We start from the raw sequence: 17,252 nt of genomic DNA on the forward strand, positions 1-17,252 counted from the left end.
GCATTCGGCTTTGAACTATAAAACAATTGAAGAATTTAATAAACTAATTATAAAAATGTAGCTTAAGTTTTTCTCCAGTTTTTGTTTGCATATCCAGTCAAATTAAATATAAGTTTTCGAAAGATATTTTTCATTTTTTATAATTTTGTATTGCCCATATCAGTAAAGCATTTTTTTCTTTTGGAATACCCAGTTTTTCTATAATTTTCGTACGGTGTCCTTCTACTGTTTTCTCGGATAAAAAAAGAAGTTCAGCAATCTGCTTACTAGTTTTTTGAGCAGCTATTAATTCTGTTATTTTTCTTTCAGAAAGCGTTAATAGGTTTAGTTTGTTAGGGATATCTGTGTATTCTATCGTGTAATTTTGAAGTAAAGCTCCAGAATAACTTTTTTTTCCTAAAGCAATTTCTTTCAGGCATTTTTCTAAATCAGGATCAGCTTTTTCTTTTAAGATATAACCATCTACTCCAAATTCCTTTGCTTTGTTCAGAACTCCAATTTCATTATGCATGGTAAGGATTACAACTTTAGTACGCCATTTATTTTCCATTACTTTTTTTGCCACTTCCAATCCGTCCAGGCCCGGCATATTTAAATCTAAAACAGCTATATCTGGCAAATAAATCTGAATATAGTTAAGTGCTGCGGTTCCATTAGAGCAAGCGCTCACTACATTATATCCCAAATTTGTAAGATAAGAAACAGTTCCATTCAGGGTTAAAGGATGATCGTCTGCAACTAGAATTTTCATGTTATTATTTTTTTATTTGTACCACTATTTTTGTGCCTTTATCAGTTGATGTGATGTGAGCTTGCCCACCAATTGCTTTACTTCTTTCTATAATATTATGTAAACCAAAAGCATCTTTTTTTTCCAGGGTTTCTTTTACATTAAAACCTCTCCCATTATCAATAATTTCTAAAGTAACGGTGTCTTTATTTTCAGTTAAAATTATTTTTGCTGCGACGGCATCTGCGTATTTTATAATATTTGAAACCGTTTCCTGCACAATTCTGTAGATTTGTAATTCTTTTTCAGTCGAGAGATAATCTTGATAGTTGATTTCGGATGAGATCATAAAACGATGTGTATTTTGGATACGCTCTATGAATTGTTCTAATGTAGCTTCCAGTCCTATTTTTTCAAAAAGAACGGGATGTAAATTTCTGCTGATTGCTCTGATATCATCAATAATCGTATCGACTTTTTCATTTAATTGAAGCTGACTTTTATTAAACGAGTGCTTAAGCGACAATAGTTCATGACTCACACTATCATGGAGATCAGATGCAATTCTTTTGCGTTCTTCCTCGGTTTTATCCAGAAGGTTTTTAGTAAATTGCAATGATCGTTCTTTTTCTAAGGACAATTTCTTTTGCTTTTGTTTTAAATAATAAATAACAATTGCTAATAACAGTGCAATAAAAATAAGTACTAAAGCCACAATAACAGTATTTTTATTGATAATAGTTTCTTGCTGGATTTTAATTTCCTGCTCTTTTTCTTTAGTTTCATATTTTGCTGCGAGTTCTAAATTGATCAGCTTGCTTTTTGCGCTAGATAAGCTGTCTTTTGTACGGTAAACTTCATTGTTATAAAAAACAACCTTGTCCAGGTCTCTGCTTTGCATTGCTTTTTCTAATAAAACATTGAAAAATAGGTTGGCTCTTTCGTAGTTTTCATGTTCAAGCAAATTGGGTAGTGAATTTTCTATATATTTTGTGTTACACGATTTTACATCTCTCTTGATCTGATATAAAGCTAATGTCGCCTGATAATCCTTTTGCCAGTTTTGTGAGGTGTTTTTTTCTGCGACGGGCTTTATTCTGTCTAAAACTATTTTAGCATTATTTAATTTATTTTCTTCAATTAAAGCTTCTATTTCGTAATCAGAAATGCAAAGAAGAAGTACATCATTATCATATTTGCTGGTTATATATTCTTTGTAAGTTTCGTGGATGTATTTATTTTTCAACTGATGCTTATTAAAAAAACCATAAACAGAACATTTGTTGTATTTACCCATAAAATAATCATAGGTGTTCCCGGTTTCTTTAAATACTTTTATCACCTCATCTGCGCTTGCGACTGCCTTCTGAAAGGAGCCATTTGCTTTGTAAATATTGATGTAATTCGACTCTACAGAAGCTATACTTTCCCGATCTCTAATTCTTATGGAGTAATTTCTTGATTTTTCATTCGCTTCTATGCTGTTTTTTAAATCCCCTAAAACAAAATAAGTATATGATAAATCATAATAAGCACGGGCTATTTTGTAACAACTTTTGTAATCATCAGGCTCTAAAACTATAATTTTTAAAAAGTAATCCTTAGCCTTGTTTAGATTGTCTCTGTCGAATTCTAAATTGCCATAATAACTGTCAATATAAATTGTTTTTAGTGGAGGTAATTCACCTCTATATTTTTCATTAAATTCTTTTACAGCATTGGTAAGGCGAGGGTCAAAATCATAAAAATAAACAAATTTTGTGGTAACTAAATCCAGAATTTTAGAAGCATTCGAGTAATCACTTTTAGCAATTTTACTTTGATAATAGTTCAAAAAAACTTTCAGGTAACGTTCTTTATCTGCACTATAATTTTTATTTTTTCTTAACCAAACTTTTGTAGACTCTTCTTTTGACGGAGTTACTTTTTCAAAATAAAAATTGTCCTTTTTTTCTCTACATGAAAATAAAAAAAAAGCAATGAATAAGAATATGATTTTCTTAATCGTAGGCATATAATGTATTTTTCTACAAATGTATCATTTTTTTAACATTGAAAATTATATAATCATTAATTCAGGGGTTTGCCCTTGTATGAATCTCCGGAAGAATGATCCAATTTTGTGATGTAATTAATAAAATTATTATTATGAAAAGAAAAATACTTTTAATGCCTTTCAAACTAAATTTAAAAAAAATCTGGTTTGCATTTTTTTTAATGATTTTCCAACCTGGATTTTCTCAGCAAGGATCAGCGCTAGATTTTGATGGTGTAGACGATTATGTAAGCTGTGGAAACATTTTGCCTGTATCTTACACCAAAGAAGCGTGGATCTATGTGAAAAGTTTAAACAGTCTCAACAACATTATCTCCGGTGGTGATTCAGATGGGCTGCATGCTTTCTGGGTACCAGTAAGTAATTCCGGTAAGCTTTCTGCGGGGCATAATGGTGATTGGTTTGCTGTAGAAGACAGTGTTCCATTCTCTATTAACATCTGGCATCATGTTGCGGTAACTTATGACGCTGCGACTACCACGCTGAAATTATACAAAGATGGAGTATTAGTAGATACCAATAATGATGTTGATCCAGTTGATGGGGGAAACATGGTCAGATTAGGTGCCTTTAACGATGCTGATAATCTTTTCAAAGGAACTATAGATGAAGTAAGAGTCTGGAATAGAGCTTTGTCTGTCACTGAAATAGTAAGCCATATGAACTGTGAGTTACCCGGTCCGGCAACAGGACTAATTGCGTATTATAAATTTAATCAGGGCACTGCTAACGCAAATAATGCTTCCATAACAACTTTGCAGGACAGCAGCGGAAATAATTACAATGGAACTCTTAATGACTTTACTTTAAACGGAAACTCCTCTAACTGGGTTGATAATAGCATTGTAAATACCGGAACTATTTGCTCTAATTTAAATGTATCCTCAGTAGAAAAAACGAATTTTAAGTTCTATCCTAATCCTGCAACAAACAACTTGTTCTTGAGATCCGAACAACCAATTTTAAATGTTGAAGTGATTAATTTTCTAGGGCAGACTGTTATGAAGCAAGAAATAAGAAACGTTGAAGCAGAAATTAATTTGTCATCTCTTGCTCCAGCCTCATATTTGATTAGAATAAAAACAGATCATGGTCTTGAGACAATAAAAGTCATTAAAAAATAAAAAAAATAGCCTTCAGGCTGTTTTAATTTTTATGGGATATTAGTATTAATGTCTGATTTTCTGTAAATGTTAGATAAAAATAAGTAACAGAAGTCAAAGAATTGCATAAAATAATTTGCAAATTGTTCAATAAATGCCACAAAATTAAAATCCCATTTCTAACGAAATGGGATTTTTTTATGATTTTTAGATCTGTAAAAAGAAGATATTTTAGATTTTTACAGATTACTTTTATAACCATGACAACCAATCCAGAAGTTTTAAAATATTAAAAGTCTATCTGAGAGAGAAAACAGACCATTGGGAATTGTCTAAAATTGTTAGTAATTACTATCAAAAAAGCTCGAAAATATAGATTTTCGAGCTTTTTATTTTTGAGTATATTAACTTAATTATTTTTTAATAAACTTACTGTTCAAAACACCTTTATCTGTTTTTAGACGGAGGAAATAAATACCTTCAGAATAATTATTAACATCTATAAAATTTGTATACAGAACATTAGAATCTATCTTTTTTCCAGTTAAATCAAAGATCTCAAAACCTGAGACATTTATACCATCCGGAATATTCAATTTAAGATAATCAGCTACCGGGTTCGGATATACATTAATTTCAATGTCACGATTAAAGGTATCTTTACTTAAAGTATTAGAAGTATACAAACGCGCAATATATTTTATATCATCATTGTTATTATAGGAAATAAAATTTCCTCCTACCAGTATCTTGTTGTCCTTTTGTAAAGTCAATGCCGAAATGTAAGCAAATCCTGTTCCTGTTACAAAAGTAGGATCTAAAGTTCCATCCGTATTTAATCTCATTATACTATTACCAACAGCAGCAGTAAATGAATCGAAAGATCCGCCCACAATAATTTTTCCATCATTTTGAATTACAATACTGTTAAGAGTCACATTTCCATATAATACAGGAACTTTAAACGAAGTATCTAAACTTCCGTTAGCATTTAAACGAACCACTCCTTTTGAAGCAATATTATTAAATTTATTAAACCCACCGCCTAAAATAATTTTACCATCAGGTTGTACTGCACTCGAATAAACAAAATAATCTGTACCCGAACCACCAAGATTAAAGGTATTATCTAAACTTCCATTGGTATTTAATCTAAGGATTTCTCCATTATCTGCATAATTGTATTGCAGCAAAATTCCCGCTATAATTATTTTACCGTCTGCTTGTATTAAAGTCGTCCAGACAGTTCCCTGAGTTAATAAAGGAGTAAAAGAAGTATCTACTGTACCATTAGCATTTAATCTGGCCAATAGCTTTCTTTGAGTTCCGTTAAACGTACTAAAACTTCCTCCAATAATGATTTTACCATCTGCTTGCAGTGAAAGGGCATTTACCATATTGTTGGCACCGGAACCGCCTGTATTAAAAGCAGTATCTAAAGTTCCGTCAGCATTTAACTGAGCTACACAATTAACCGTTGTACCATTGTAGGATTTAAAATTTCCTGCAATAATAATTTTATTATTAGCCGTCACTGCAATCTTACTTACCAAACCATCTGCTCCTGTACCCACATTAAAAGTTGCATCGAGTGTTCCGTCAGAGTTTAACCTTGCAATGCCTTTAGAGGATATACCACGATAGGTAGAAAACGTTCCTCCAATAAGTATTTTTCCGTCTGGTTGCACAGCAATCGTCCTGATGTCCCCATTAGTAGAAAGACCATTCTCGAAGAACGGATAAAAACCAGTATCAATACTCCCATTACTATTTAAACTTACTATTCGGTTTCTTGAGAAATTATTAAAACTTGAAAAAGAACCTCCAAGTAGTATTTTTCCATTAGATTGAATTGCAATAGTATTAACCATGGCGTCAAGTGCTGAATTAGTACCTGAGCCAAAAAGAGAATCTATTGTCCCGTCAACATTTAATCTTATTATTCGAGAAGAATAGGTACCATTAAACATATTAAAATTTCCCCCTATCAATAACTTCCCGTCAGGTTGAATAAAAACACAATTAACAATAGAGTCAAAACCATCACCAATATTAAATGTTGTATCTAATGTGCTGTCTGAATTTAATCTTGCTATAAAATTAACCGCTGTCCCGTTGTAAGAAGTAAAATTACCACCAATGATTATTTTTCCGTCTGACTGTAAACAAATTGTTTTTACTTCATTAGTTGTGTAAGTTGTAATACCAGAAATAAATGCAGTATCCAATGATCCATCTGTATTTAACCTTGCGAGTCTGTTTCTTGCAACTCCATTAAATGCCCCGAAATTTCCTCCAATCAAAATTTTACCATCAGATTGTATAGCACATGAATTAACAGTATTATTTGCTCCTGTTGTCAAATTAAATGTTGAATCAATAGTTCCATCTGCATTTAATCTGATTATTCTGTTTTTTGAATTACCATTATACGTTGTAAAACTACCAAAGACTAATATTTTTCCGTCAGATTGAATATTTATTCCATTAACGGCATTATTAAATCCAGAACCCATATTAAATGTAGCATCAATAGTTCCGTCAATATTTAATCTGACAATTCTATTTTTTAAAGTTCCATTATAAGAAGTAAAATTACCAACAACCAATATTTTCCCGTCAGATTGGGTAGTGATTCCATTAACGGTATTATTAAACCCAGAACCTAAATTAAATGTTGTATCAGTGGTTCCGTTTATATTTAACCGTGCTAATTTATTAGAAGGCACATTATTTAAATTTGTAAAATCTCCACCAACGATTATTTTTCCGTCTGATTGTATTGATGTTGTCTTAACAGCTCCATTGATGGCTCCTGTTGGATAGTTAAAAGTAGGATCTACAGATCCATCCTGGGCAAAACCAGATATTGTAAAAGTAAGTAGTAATAAATGTAGAATTTTTTTCATAGGCTTAATATTGTTGTTTGTTTTTGGAATGAAATTTAACATTTCAAATGTACAATCTTTATTGTTAAAAAAACGATTAAACAAATTGCTTTTTCATCAATACACATACAACTACGAATCTGTTTTCCTCACTTTCTCAACGCCTCTTTCCCGTATTAGCGCTGCTGCATCGAGCATTTTAATTAAATGAATATAAGGCGTTGTCAGGTCAGAGTAAGGATCTCCGTCATGAGGAGACAATGAAAGCTCCAGGATCAGACATAGAAATGATTCAAACTCTTCCAGCGTTTTTTCATTAAATGCTTTTCGAAATACAATAAAAGGATTCTCAAATTCATCTCTCGTTAGAGAAGAAAAATGAAATATTGTTTCAGAACACAAAGACACTTTCACTCTCCATTTTTTGCTTTTCGCTTTCAGGCAGTAACACACTTTGAGAAAAGAATTTATAGCAGTATAAAAAATAAAAGCATTAGAGGGATTCTTGGCTTCGTAAACCTCTTTTTTATAGCTGTACATTACTGCTTCACTTAAATTTTGTTTATAATAGTCCAGATCTGCAAAATCAAAAAAGGCATTAATTACCTTAAATGGATTTCCTGTTACACATCCTACCCAAAAACTGGTTTCGAAAGATATTTTATTCTTTTTCATACTGCGGAGATTTAAAATCGTCAAGCGAAGTTCTGTTCTTGCAAAAGGATAAACTATTCGAAAAGCAGATATAATATCTGACAAAAAAGAATGTTTAACAGGATATTTTTTTATCTTTGAAATTCAGGATTTTTATCCAAATGGCTTTATCTTTGAGCCTTTAGAAAAATTGATATTCGTTATGGAACAGAAAATACATCAGGGAAGAAACGTAAAACGTTTTAGAGAAATGCTCAACATCAAGCAGGAAGCATTGGCTTATGATCTGGGCGAAGACTGGAACCAAAAGAAAATTTCTATGCTGGAGCAGAAAGATGTAATTGAAGAAAACCTCTTGAAACAAATTTCAGCCGTATTAAAAATTCCTGTTGAAGCTTTTCAGAATTTTGATGAAGAACAAGCGATAAATATTATTTCTAATACTTTTCATGATGAAGCATTCATTGGTAATTCTGGTGGTACTTATAATGTTAATCCATTGCAAGAAATTTTAAAGCTTCACGAAGAAAAAATTGCTTTGTATGAAAGAATGTTGAAGGAGAAAGATGAAATGATGGTGAGGCTTGAGAAATTGATTGGGAAGTAAGTATTTATAAAGATATATTGATTTTAGAAAGAGACTTTTGAGTCTCTTTTTTGTTTTAATTAAATAAAAATCAAGAGTTTGAATAAACATAAAAAAAATATACTTCTAAACTCTTTAAATTACGTATCTAAAAAATATTCGAATTTATTCAAAAAATAAAATCTAACCTTTTAGTGATATTTTTAAACCCTATTCTAGATATGATAGTCATTTATATGTTTCAAATTTGGTAGAAAACCAATGACTTTAACTGGTTGAAAAAACAAAGGGAAATTATTGCTGCGGAAAATTTATATGAAAAGCGAATGGCAACAAAGTTTTAATAAAACCTTTCAATCAGGTTTTTTAGGCGGTTTAAGTATTAATTTAAAATAAATGAAAAAAAAGATCTACGTAACATTCGCCATTCTAATAGTTTTATTTTCTATTTATTATTATTGGCAAAACAGGTATGTAGAACTTCGTCCTGTGATCTTAAATAATGATGCACAACGAGTTAAAATATTTAATCGTAAAATAGTATTTTTTCAAAATGACTTCTATAGAATCGCTGAAAAAAATGAAACTCCTTCAAATTTTTATAAAAATATAAAGTGGGTTTTAGAAAGAGAGCATCAAGAATATATTGTAAAAAATGGGGTGATTTATATCAAATATAAATACATGAATGATTATGAAATGATTTGGAACCATACCAATAAAACTAATAACCTGGAATGGTTTAAATCTCAAAGAAGCATGGATAGTTTTAATGGTGAAAACAAAAATACAGAAGAACTAGATAGAATTATTAAAGGGTTTCGTAATTAACAATATTTATCTTTTGGAGAACATGCTTTCAGTAATTAATTTAATTACGGAACAACTAATATTCATCCAATTGAAAAATTGATTCAACTTTATGAAGAAAAAATTGCGTTGTACGAGCCTATGTTGAAAGAGAAAGATGAAATGATAGTTAGGCTTGAAATATTGATTGGGAAGTAAGTATTTATAAAGATATATTAATTGTAAAAAAGAGACTCAAAAAGTCTCTTTTGTTTATTTATGATTCTTTAAAATTCAAGAACATTCTTTATTTACTTTGGTTTAGAATCATAACTTTTCTTTTCTTCCGAATCGAGTTTGTCATCAAGTAATTCCAACACTTTTTGAACAAATTCTTGTGAACTTAGATTATGTAGATCGATTTTATCCATGATTAATGTATCTAAATAACCCGCATTTAAAATATTATAATTTTTCTCTATTCTTGAACTCAACTCTTTATTTTTCTGATCTTCAAAATCATACAATCCATTTGAATTCTTCAACATTACTCTTTTGAAAGTTTCGGGATTCAAATCCATAATTAAAATTTCATCATACTCATTTTCTTGGACTTCAGTAAAGTGATACTCAACTCTATTTTTGATGTTTTGCAAATTTTCATCAATAATTTCTAATAATGCAGAGAGTCTATGAAAATCTCGTCTAATTATATTCGGAATATTCTCCTCTTTTTTATAAAATAAAACATGTGATGTTTCCGCCCAAATATGCTCAGCTACAGTCCTAATTTGAATTTCAATTTTTTTTGATGAGTGATTTTCAAAATTCAATGATTGAGACCATTCCTCCTTAATTCCTAAAATTAAATGAACTGAATTATAACCAAATTTATCAACTGGAATTTTCTTTTGAATGACATCCATTACTTGAAATTTTTCAGAAAGTAAATTTACGACATCATCTTTAAGTCCTGGAAAAAGCAATACAATGCGAATCCCAACTAAATCATTAAGTTCCGTAATGCTTTCTTTTATTGTATATCTTTTTGCTAATAACTTTTCTTCTATAGAGTCTAAAGTTTTAGTTCTTCCAAGGATGTCGAATGCAATGGGAATATTATTGACCTTAAGTATCTTTTCAATTATTCTTTTGATTTCGATTAAGAAATCATCGTATTCTTCTTTTAAACTTAGATATTCATTCCTAACATCCATAAGATACTATTTTGAATTTTATAACTTAAAATAAATGAGGTATTTACAAAAAATATTAACTATGCTAATATATTCTTTTTTTCTTAGTTTCAAAATGGTTATCTACCCCCCTGTCTCGCTCGTGAACGTAAGTTTTGAATTCAGAAGTACGTTTACGGTAACTATCTCTAAATAATAATTTTAATTGATTTCGTGCATTCAGTGCACGAGCGAGACGCTCGCGCTATCAGGGAGATCTCTAAAACATGGATATTATAAGTTTTGTGAAGAGAAGAAATCGAAACACGTCAGATCAATTTATTGCAAATAATTCTTAGAATTGCAAACATTCAATTACTTCATTCCCACATCAATTTTAACAAACCCATGTTGATAACAGTACTTATAAAGTGAACCTTTTAATTACATTGTTTAAATATACAACTCTTTCATTTTTTGTCGGATAAAAAAACTTTGCAGTAGTAACTTCAGATGCTTCTATCACTTCAAGAATATGTGTGCTTTCCAAATAGCATAAAGATGCTGTATCGGCTAAAAATTCTGACTCTTTTCTTTTAGTAACAAATTTAAAAAAAGTTAAAAAAATTATTCCACCAAATGAACTAAACAATTCAAGACTAGTTCCTGAAACAAGTAAAAGAAAACCGCCAATAAAAACTAATAATGTTGGAATAATCATTAGGTTTAATCCAACTAACATAAAGCGGGAATCATTTTGCAAAATGTGTCCAAGTTCATGGGCAATAATTGATTTAAACTTTTCTTTATCTTGGCTATAAAACGAAACTATATTTCGTGTTAAATAAAGTAATATTTTATTATCTTTTTTCAAAACATGGGCTTCAAATGAATTTGTATGCAAATAATAAATATTTATGCTTTTAGACTGAATATTCATAGAAGATGCTAGTTCATCAATAGTAAGCCAAATTCCATTAAATGAATCTCTTGTCAGTTTTGTATAGTTTATATCATTTAGTCGATTTTTAATCCCAGTGAATAAAAAAATATTTATTTGAATTATTGTTAAAATAGAAATCACCACCATATATGGTAAAGACGTTCCCTCGTCTCTTTCATCTTCCATAAATCTTTTATAGTTATCTTCTACAAATTGTTTATCATCATTTGTTTGGTAACTATATTGATTCCATTGCCTGTCTTCAACTCCCTTTATCAATCTTTGATTATCTATGCCTTTTTGCGTAATTAAAGGAACAGCAAATAAGAATAAAAAAAATAAAACTGTTTGAAAAATCAAACCACTTCCTTGTTTTTTTGCCCGTTTTTCATACCATATTTTCATGTTAATCCAATCAATTTTTCTTTGATTTTCTAATTTAATTTCTGTGTTAGTTTTAGCATTAGATGATTCAACGAATTCATTCATAATTTCATTTCATATTAAATATTGCGATATATTTCCTATTTTTATTAACTCTTGATTTTGAGCAAATTCTGTTCGATGATTTGATTCAATTTCTTTGGCAAACATTTACTTAATAAATACCAAACAAAAAATATGGTTAGTGATATTGCGAAAGATTCAGAGAAAGTCATTTGATTAACTTTTTTAATGAGGGAGAATATTTTTTCACAATCAATTCAGCTTCCTTTTCATCAATATGTTGATCTATAATTAGTATTGCTTTCCAATTGTCTTCCAATTCTTTAAGTCTCTCATTTTTTTCAGTTTTCTTGTAAGTTTTGTAAGCTAAATACAATGAAAAGACTGAAACAATCAATGAACCTAAGTCTAATACATTTTTTACTATTTCGTTTGCTTCTTCGATACCAAACCCAAAATCTAAACCGCTTGTTTTTCTTATTTCAGTAAACTCCTCAATACTTTCTGTTTCAAAAAGCCGATTTATTCTCTCTTTTTCTACTAAGAAAATGCTTTGCTGGTTTTCATCCATTTCATTATGAACAATTTGGGATATAAACTGGTGAAATTCTATTTGTTTATCCATACAATTAAATTTAGTGAGTGAAATCGAAATGGCATTGCCATTATTGCATCAACAAGTCTGACAAGTGAAGTTAATCCATTGTTTTACTTGATTTTAAATCTAATTTATGATAAACAAATTAAACCACAATAGGTATTTATACTGTTTTTTTAATCTCTTATACAATCCTTATTACGAGTTATAATGAGTCAACGACTAAGACTAAACGAAAGTATCAAAAACTACATTAGCATTAAGAAGAAAACATTGTATAAAGGCATTAAAAATCTCCCCCCGCTGCTGGCGCGAGCGTCCCGCTCGTGCACGTGAAGCATATCAATTAATATCAATTTCTAAGACAGTCTGATCATTATCACCATAATTCCTTGCAGAACTGTATTTCCAATCTACAGGATTAGTAACAAAACCAGTTTCTAGCGGATTGTTATGAATATAATTTAATTTTTGCTCAAAAACTTTAAAAGACCAGATTTCAATAGGTTTGTTGTTTTGCTGCCAAAACTGCCTGAATTTCACATTGCTGTTTTTCTTTCCAGCTCTTTCAAACATCCAAAGCATCCATTCTTTTCTACTTTCTTGTGGATTTTCTTCAATTACTTTGAGCATTTTTCGAGAAGTAAAACCTTTAAAATCTCTAATAAGACCGGAAGGGTCTCCATTTTCAGACCTGAAAATTAAATGAATATGACTCGGCATTATGCAGTGCCATAAATCTCCATTCCTTTCTTCTTTCTGCAGTAATCTAATGACTCTACAATGTTTCCAAAATATTCTTCCCTTGTAAAAACATCTATCTAGTAAACCGTAGCAAAACTTATAAAGTAGGCTCCAGTTTTTTCTCCAAATTTGTATTTTCTGCTCATTTATCATTTTTGAGCTAATGTAAGAAATACTTTGTGTTCACGAGCAAGACGCTCGCGCCAGCGGGGGGATAAATCTGCGCGATCGGGCCTTTACCTGTTAGATAGCCAATGTGGATTAGGTATGTTTTGCAGAAAATCTTTCCACTCTTGCAAAATTTGTAAAAAATCGGCAATTGGAATTTCTACTGGCTTTCCTGTTTTATTAAAAACAGCTCTAAATGGGGCAGATTTTATTTCAACGCTTTCATCTTGATTCCCTCCCCAAATAACATAGTTATTAAATGGTAAATTTGGATCTAAATTTAAAGAGTTAATGTCATCTATTATTTCTTGTGTTAAACGAATACCATTAGGTTCTAAAAAGCTCGCTATTTCGTGGTTTTTAGTGGAACCATTCACTAATGAAACCCCAATACTGGCTTTTTTTGTAATACCATCAGAAAACGTCCAAATATGAAAATTTAAGTTGTATTGATTTGCTAGACTCATAACATGTTAGTTTAAAGTTTGTTGAAATTCAAAATATTGATAATGATCATTAAAGGGTTGTTGTAGATTATATCTATGATAATTTACATGCTTTATCATAACGGGAGTGCCATCTAATAAATTGCTTTCCCCTGCTGGTGCGAGCGTTTCGCTCGTGCCCAGACAAAGAAGACTAATTACTAATCTCTAAAACTTTTATAAATTAGATAGATAATTTTTTAGAACAAAACAACTTTGCGCTCACGAGCGAGACGCTCGCACCAGCGGGGAAATTTATTCAGAAATTAATTTTTCTAAATACTCATCCTTTTTATTTTCCCATTCTAAATCTTGGTTGTCTTGTGGAATTTCAAACATTTTTAGAATTCTGTCAATTTCATTTTTTTTCCTTTCGAAATATTCAGTAGCGATTTCTATTTCACTAAAAAATTCTGTGTGAAACATTAATCCATAAATTCCAAGTGTAATAGCAAAAGGGATACTCCCAGCATTGGCTTCAATTGTTATTCTCGCACCATTTATATTTTCTTGATCATTTAAAATCTTACCACCTTCAGAACCTTTCTTTCCAATTGAATTTCCATTATTAAATTTGATCCAATTTTCGGTTAATTCGGTTTCGACATTCAGAAATTCTTTCGAAGTTGATTTCTTGAATATTCTTTTGATAAATTCTTTCATTTTAGTTTATAATTCAAAGACATGAACTAACAAATAAAGATAAAAACTTAAGATTTCAGCGCACCAGATCGGGAATGCGAAAGACTTGAAATCAATTCTAAAGGTTCAACATAATGTGGATTTTTGCTGATCTTTCCGTCTTTGATCACATAAGGATGTGTAAGCAATATATCTCTAAGTGTGTTTTGGCTGAAACTACTAATATCGTACATACAAATTAGTGAAACCGCATGTTGTGGAGTTAAAAGATTCAGTCTGGCTTCATACTCTAAAAGTTCATCTGTTCCCGGCAGGTTTTTGAGCGCCCATACCATATCGCCGCACGCTCTTACGCTATCATAACCAGCCCTTGAAGCTGATAATAAAGTTTGTTCGAGCATTTTGTACATTTTTTCGGCAGCAAACTCACCATCCTTAATATAACTATTTTCAGATGCCAGCACTTCTAATTGACCGCTTGACAGTTTTTGAGCAATAGAGATTCCATTATCAGCCAGACAACGGCAATGTTCGCTGTGTCGGTTTCCTTCAAGGATATTAACTACTTTATCATTGGCTTCGAGTCCTTCCAGAATATAAGGAATGATGACCTCATATTGCTTTTCTCTGGAATCGAAAAAACCGCAAATGTGCATTGGAGCCGACAATGATTCTCCACATACCGAAAAAGGTGTCTGTTTGTTCATAGATCAAATATACACAATTAGTTTTCATCAACAAATCAACAACAACCTATATTCGCCTTCATTTTCTATTGGAGCCCTGTGAATACAAGGCTTTACTTCTTGTTTTGGATGATCTACAGCCAGTCGCCAAAGATGCCCTAACCCCAAATTAATAGGTTCTGCATCGGGATGCAGCTGATAATGCAAATCAAAATAATTTTCTTTCAAAAAGTCTTCGAATTCTTTCTCAGCTCCATCATGAAGTTCTTTTAGCTTTGCACGTATCTCCGGAATCAGGATTTTTTGTTCTGCCTGCGAATTAGAAACGATATCGCTTGCTGCTCCGTGATAGGTACATAAAAAAGTATCGGTTGCAATGGGCGAACGATCGACATGAAACGAATACACATCGGTCGAGATAAAATCAAATTCATCATCACGTTCGTAACATTTCAGTAAATTCAAAGAAGGCGAAGCGCCAAAATCAGCCAGTAATTGTAAATCATTTAAGATTATTTGTCTTGCTGTATTTCCTTTTTCTGAGAGTTGGAGCGCGATGAGGTCTTCGGGAAAAACTTCGGTTATATTTTCTTTTAAAGATAATTTGGTTACAATCTCGTTAAAATCGCCATCCAGGTTTCTGTACCAGCATAAAGCATTCATTTCTCCTTTGAAATTGGTTTGTACAAGTTCAGAAAAAGTAGAAACTACTTCTATTTGGCTGCTATCAGAAAATGTATTAATCATGTGTAATAAATCGTTGAGTTTAATTGTTTTTTAAACACATAGAAACATAAATTTTCTTTACAGTAAAAGTCGTTTCACTATTAATAAAACACATAACTATGTGTTAGAAACTAGTTTCTTTTTGTATTGTTTTTTAGATAAAGAACTAACTATGTTTCTATGTGTTTAAAAATTTTCGCCAGATACAGTAAAAACTGCTTATTTATTTGTTTTAAAAACTTTATAAAAGACAAACAAAATACCCAGCCAAATAGGAATTAATTCTACAGATATTTTCATATCGGTAATCCACATGATGGATAAAATACCCAATAAAAATACGAAACAGATATAATTGCTTACCGGATAAAATATCGATGCAAACTTGGTTTTTATGTTTTCCTTGTCTTTTGCACGTCTAAATTGCAGGTGTGTATACGAAATCATAACCCAGTTAATCACTAAACAAGATACTACTAAAGACATTAAAATACTAAAAGCTTCTTCCGGGATTACTTTATTGATTAAAATACAGATGGCCGCAAAGCATGAAGAAATTAAAATGGCATTAACCGGTACTGATTGTTTGTTTAACTTCTTTAAAAATTGAGGCGCACTACCCTGATCTGCTAAACCATACAACATACGTGAGTTGCTGTATACGCTGCTATTGTATACTGATAAAGCGGCAGTTAACACAATTAAATTAAGCACATTGGCAATAAGTTTTGTAAAAAATATTTTGTTGCCAAAAAGTTCAAATTCCATTCCGTTTAAGTTTTGAAAAACCATTACAAACGGACTACTGTCTGTCGTAATTTGTCTCCAGGGCGATAAAGCAAATAAAATGACCAATGCACCCACATAAAATATAAGGATTCTATAAATAACCTGATTGGTTGCTTTTGGAATGTTTTTTTCCGGATTTTCGGCCTCAGCAGCGGTAATTCCAATAAGTTCTAAACCACCAAAAGAGAACATAATCAGTGCCATTGCAGCTAATAATCCCTGAAAACTGCCCGTTGTAGTTTTTTCGAAGAAACCTTTTGGAAAAAATCCTCCATCGTTATATAAATTATGAATCGTAGCGTGTTCACCTCCTGTACCACTTACAAGCAAGTAAGTACCAAAAAGAATCATGGCAATAATGGCGGCAACTTTTATAATTGAAAACCAGAACTCAGTTTCTCCGTACACTTTTACAGAAGCAAAATTTAAAGCATTAATAACCAGAAAGAAAAATAAACTGGATGCCCACAGCGGAATTTCTGGCCACCAAAACTGTACGTAAACACCAATGGCTGTAAGTTCAGCCATACTTACTAAAATATATAGAATCCAATAATTCCAACCAGATGCAAAACCCGCAAAAGAACCGCAATATTTATAAGCAAAATGGCTAAAGCTTCCTGCTACAGGCTCTTCGACAACCATTTCGCCAAGTTGTCTCATAATAAAAAAAGCGATAATTCCGGCAACGGCATATCCTAAAATAACAGATGGTCCTGCTAGTACCGCAGCCGGGCCAATACCAAGGAAAAGACCTGTTCCTATCGATCCGCCTAAGGCAATTAACTGAATATGGCGGTTAGTCAATCCGCGTTTAAGCTGATTGTCTTGTAGATCTTCATGTTTTTGTTTCACAAATTAGATTTTAAAAGGAGTTAAATGTTTTTGGAATGTATAAACAGCGAAGATAAGTTAAAAAAGGAGTCGTACAAAACATGCATTATGCTAAAACTTCGATTAGATTACAAAATTTTGTAATAGTAGTTTGAGAAAGAAACTTTTCATAAGAGAATATCTCAAAAAAAAAGACGCCGATATACAGC

The 17,252-nt window shown here is 31.3% G+C and carries 15 protein-coding genes and 2 pseudogenes; 4 read left to right on the forward strand and 13 right to left on the reverse strand.

Annotated features, from left to right (window positions below; translation table 11 throughout):
- Nucleotides 1-130 precede the first annotated feature (130 nt).
- Nucleotides 131-751: a response regulator transcription factor gene (locus A4F88_RS02905; RefSeq protein WP_068841020.1), complete on the reverse strand. Its 621-nt coding sequence runs from the start codon at nt 749-751 to the stop codon at nt 131-133.
- A gap of 4 nt (nt 752-755) precedes the next feature.
- On the reverse strand, nt 756-2,744 hold the full coding sequence (locus A4F88_RS02910) for a sensor histidine kinase (protein ID WP_068841021.1): 1,989 nt from the start codon (nt 2,742-2,744) through the stop codon (nt 756-758).
- A gap of 203 nt (nt 2,745-2,947) precedes the next feature.
- Here A4F88_RS02910 and A4F88_RS02915 point away from each other — a divergent pair, with 203 nt between their 5' ends.
- Entirely contained in the window at nt 2,948-3,910 is a 963-nt protein-coding gene (locus A4F88_RS02915) for a LamG-like jellyroll fold domain-containing protein (RefSeq protein WP_162268777.1), read from the forward strand.
- A gap of 392 nt (nt 3,911-4,302) precedes the next feature.
- Here A4F88_RS02915 and A4F88_RS02920 read toward each other — a convergent pair whose 3' ends face one another.
- Together A4F88_RS02920 and A4F88_RS02925 are read right to left on the reverse strand one after the other, a co-directional pair.
- Complete coding sequence (locus A4F88_RS02920; protein WP_162268778.1) at nt 4,303-6,798, reverse strand: T9SS type A sorting domain-containing protein; 2,496 nt, start codon at nt 6,796-6,798, stop codon at nt 4,303-4,305.
- 111 nt (nt 6,799-6,909) lie between these two features.
- Nucleotides 6,910-7,452 carry a hypothetical protein gene (locus A4F88_RS02925; protein ID WP_068841024.1) on the reverse strand — a complete coding sequence of 181 codons (543 nt, stop codon included), beginning with the start codon at nt 7,450-7,452 and terminating at the stop codon, nt 6,910-6,912.
- A 181-nt stretch (nt 7,453-7,633) separates the two neighbouring features.
- On the opposite strand from A4F88_RS02925, the gene A4F88_RS02930 reads away from it, so the two are divergent.
- The 3 genes and pseudogenes from A4F88_RS02930 to A4F88_RS25705 form a co-directional block, all read left to right on the forward strand.
- Nucleotides 7,634-8,038, forward strand: coding sequence for a helix-turn-helix domain-containing protein (locus A4F88_RS02930; RefSeq protein ID WP_068841025.1), 405 nt, complete (start codon nt 7,634-7,636; stop codon nt 8,036-8,038).
- Between the two features lie 375 nt (nt 8,039-8,413).
- Nucleotides 8,414-8,848: a hypothetical protein gene (locus A4F88_RS02935; RefSeq protein WP_068841026.1), complete on the forward strand. Its 435-nt coding sequence runs from the start codon at nt 8,414-8,416 to the stop codon at nt 8,846-8,848.
- A gap of 57 nt (nt 8,849-8,905) precedes the next feature.
- Nucleotides 8,906-9,025 (forward strand): annotated as a pseudogene (locus tag A4F88_RS25705) (XRE family transcriptional regulator); the annotation flags it as partial.
- A gap of 92 nt (nt 9,026-9,117) precedes the next feature.
- Here A4F88_RS25705 and A4F88_RS02940 read toward each other — a convergent pair.
- From A4F88_RS02940 to A4F88_RS02980, 9 genes and pseudogenes are all read right to left on the reverse strand, one after another.
- Nucleotides 9,118-10,023 carry a GTP pyrophosphokinase gene (locus A4F88_RS02940; protein WP_068841027.1) on the reverse strand — a complete coding sequence of 302 codons (906 nt, stop codon included), beginning with the start codon at nt 10,021-10,023 and terminating at the stop codon, nt 9,118-9,120.
- A 382-nt stretch (nt 10,024-10,405) separates the two neighbouring features.
- Nucleotides 10,406-11,413 carry a M48 family metalloprotease gene (locus A4F88_RS02945; protein WP_068841028.1) on the reverse strand — a complete coding sequence of 336 codons (1,008 nt, stop codon included), beginning with the start codon at nt 11,411-11,413 and terminating at the stop codon, nt 10,406-10,408.
- Between the two features lie 166 nt (nt 11,414-11,579).
- Nucleotides 11,580-11,996: a hypothetical protein gene (locus tag A4F88_RS02950; protein WP_073075412.1), complete on the reverse strand. Its 417-nt coding sequence runs from the start codon at nt 11,994-11,996 to the stop codon at nt 11,580-11,582.
- Nucleotides 11,997-12,311: 315 nt separating this feature from the next.
- A pseudogene (locus A4F88_RS02955) lies at nt 12,312-12,859 on the reverse strand (REP-associated tyrosine transposase).
- A 90-nt stretch (nt 12,860-12,949) separates the two neighbouring features.
- Nucleotides 12,950-13,348 carry a hypothetical protein gene (locus tag A4F88_RS02960; RefSeq protein WP_068841030.1) on the reverse strand — a complete coding sequence of 133 codons (399 nt, stop codon included), beginning with the start codon at nt 13,346-13,348 and terminating at the stop codon, nt 12,950-12,952.
- A 273-nt stretch (nt 13,349-13,621) separates the two neighbouring features.
- Nucleotides 13,622-14,029, reverse strand: a complete 408-nt coding sequence (locus tag A4F88_RS02965; protein ID WP_068841031.1) for a hypothetical protein — start codon at nt 14,027-14,029, stop codon at nt 13,622-13,624.
- 47 nt (nt 14,030-14,076) lie between these two features.
- On the reverse strand, nt 14,077-14,715 hold the full coding sequence (locus A4F88_RS02970) for an MEDS domain-containing protein (RefSeq protein ID WP_068841032.1): 639 nt from the start codon (nt 14,713-14,715) through the stop codon (nt 14,077-14,079).
- A 27-nt stretch (nt 14,716-14,742) separates the two neighbouring features.
- Nucleotides 14,743-15,441 carry a DUF1826 domain-containing protein gene (locus A4F88_RS02975; RefSeq protein ID WP_068841033.1) on the reverse strand — a complete coding sequence of 233 codons (699 nt, stop codon included), beginning with the start codon at nt 15,439-15,441 and terminating at the stop codon, nt 14,743-14,745.
- Nucleotides 15,442-15,639: 198 nt separating this feature from the next.
- Entirely contained in the window at nt 15,640-17,064 is a 1,425-nt protein-coding gene (locus A4F88_RS02980) for an amino acid permease (RefSeq protein WP_068841034.1), read from the reverse strand.
- Between the last annotated feature and the right edge of the window lie 188 nt (nt 17,065-17,252).

Origin of the sequence: Flavobacterium chilense (assembly GCF_001602525.1) — a bacterium.
Taxonomy (GTDB): domain Bacteria; phylum Bacteroidota; class Bacteroidia; order Flavobacteriales; family Flavobacteriaceae; genus Flavobacterium; species Flavobacterium chilense.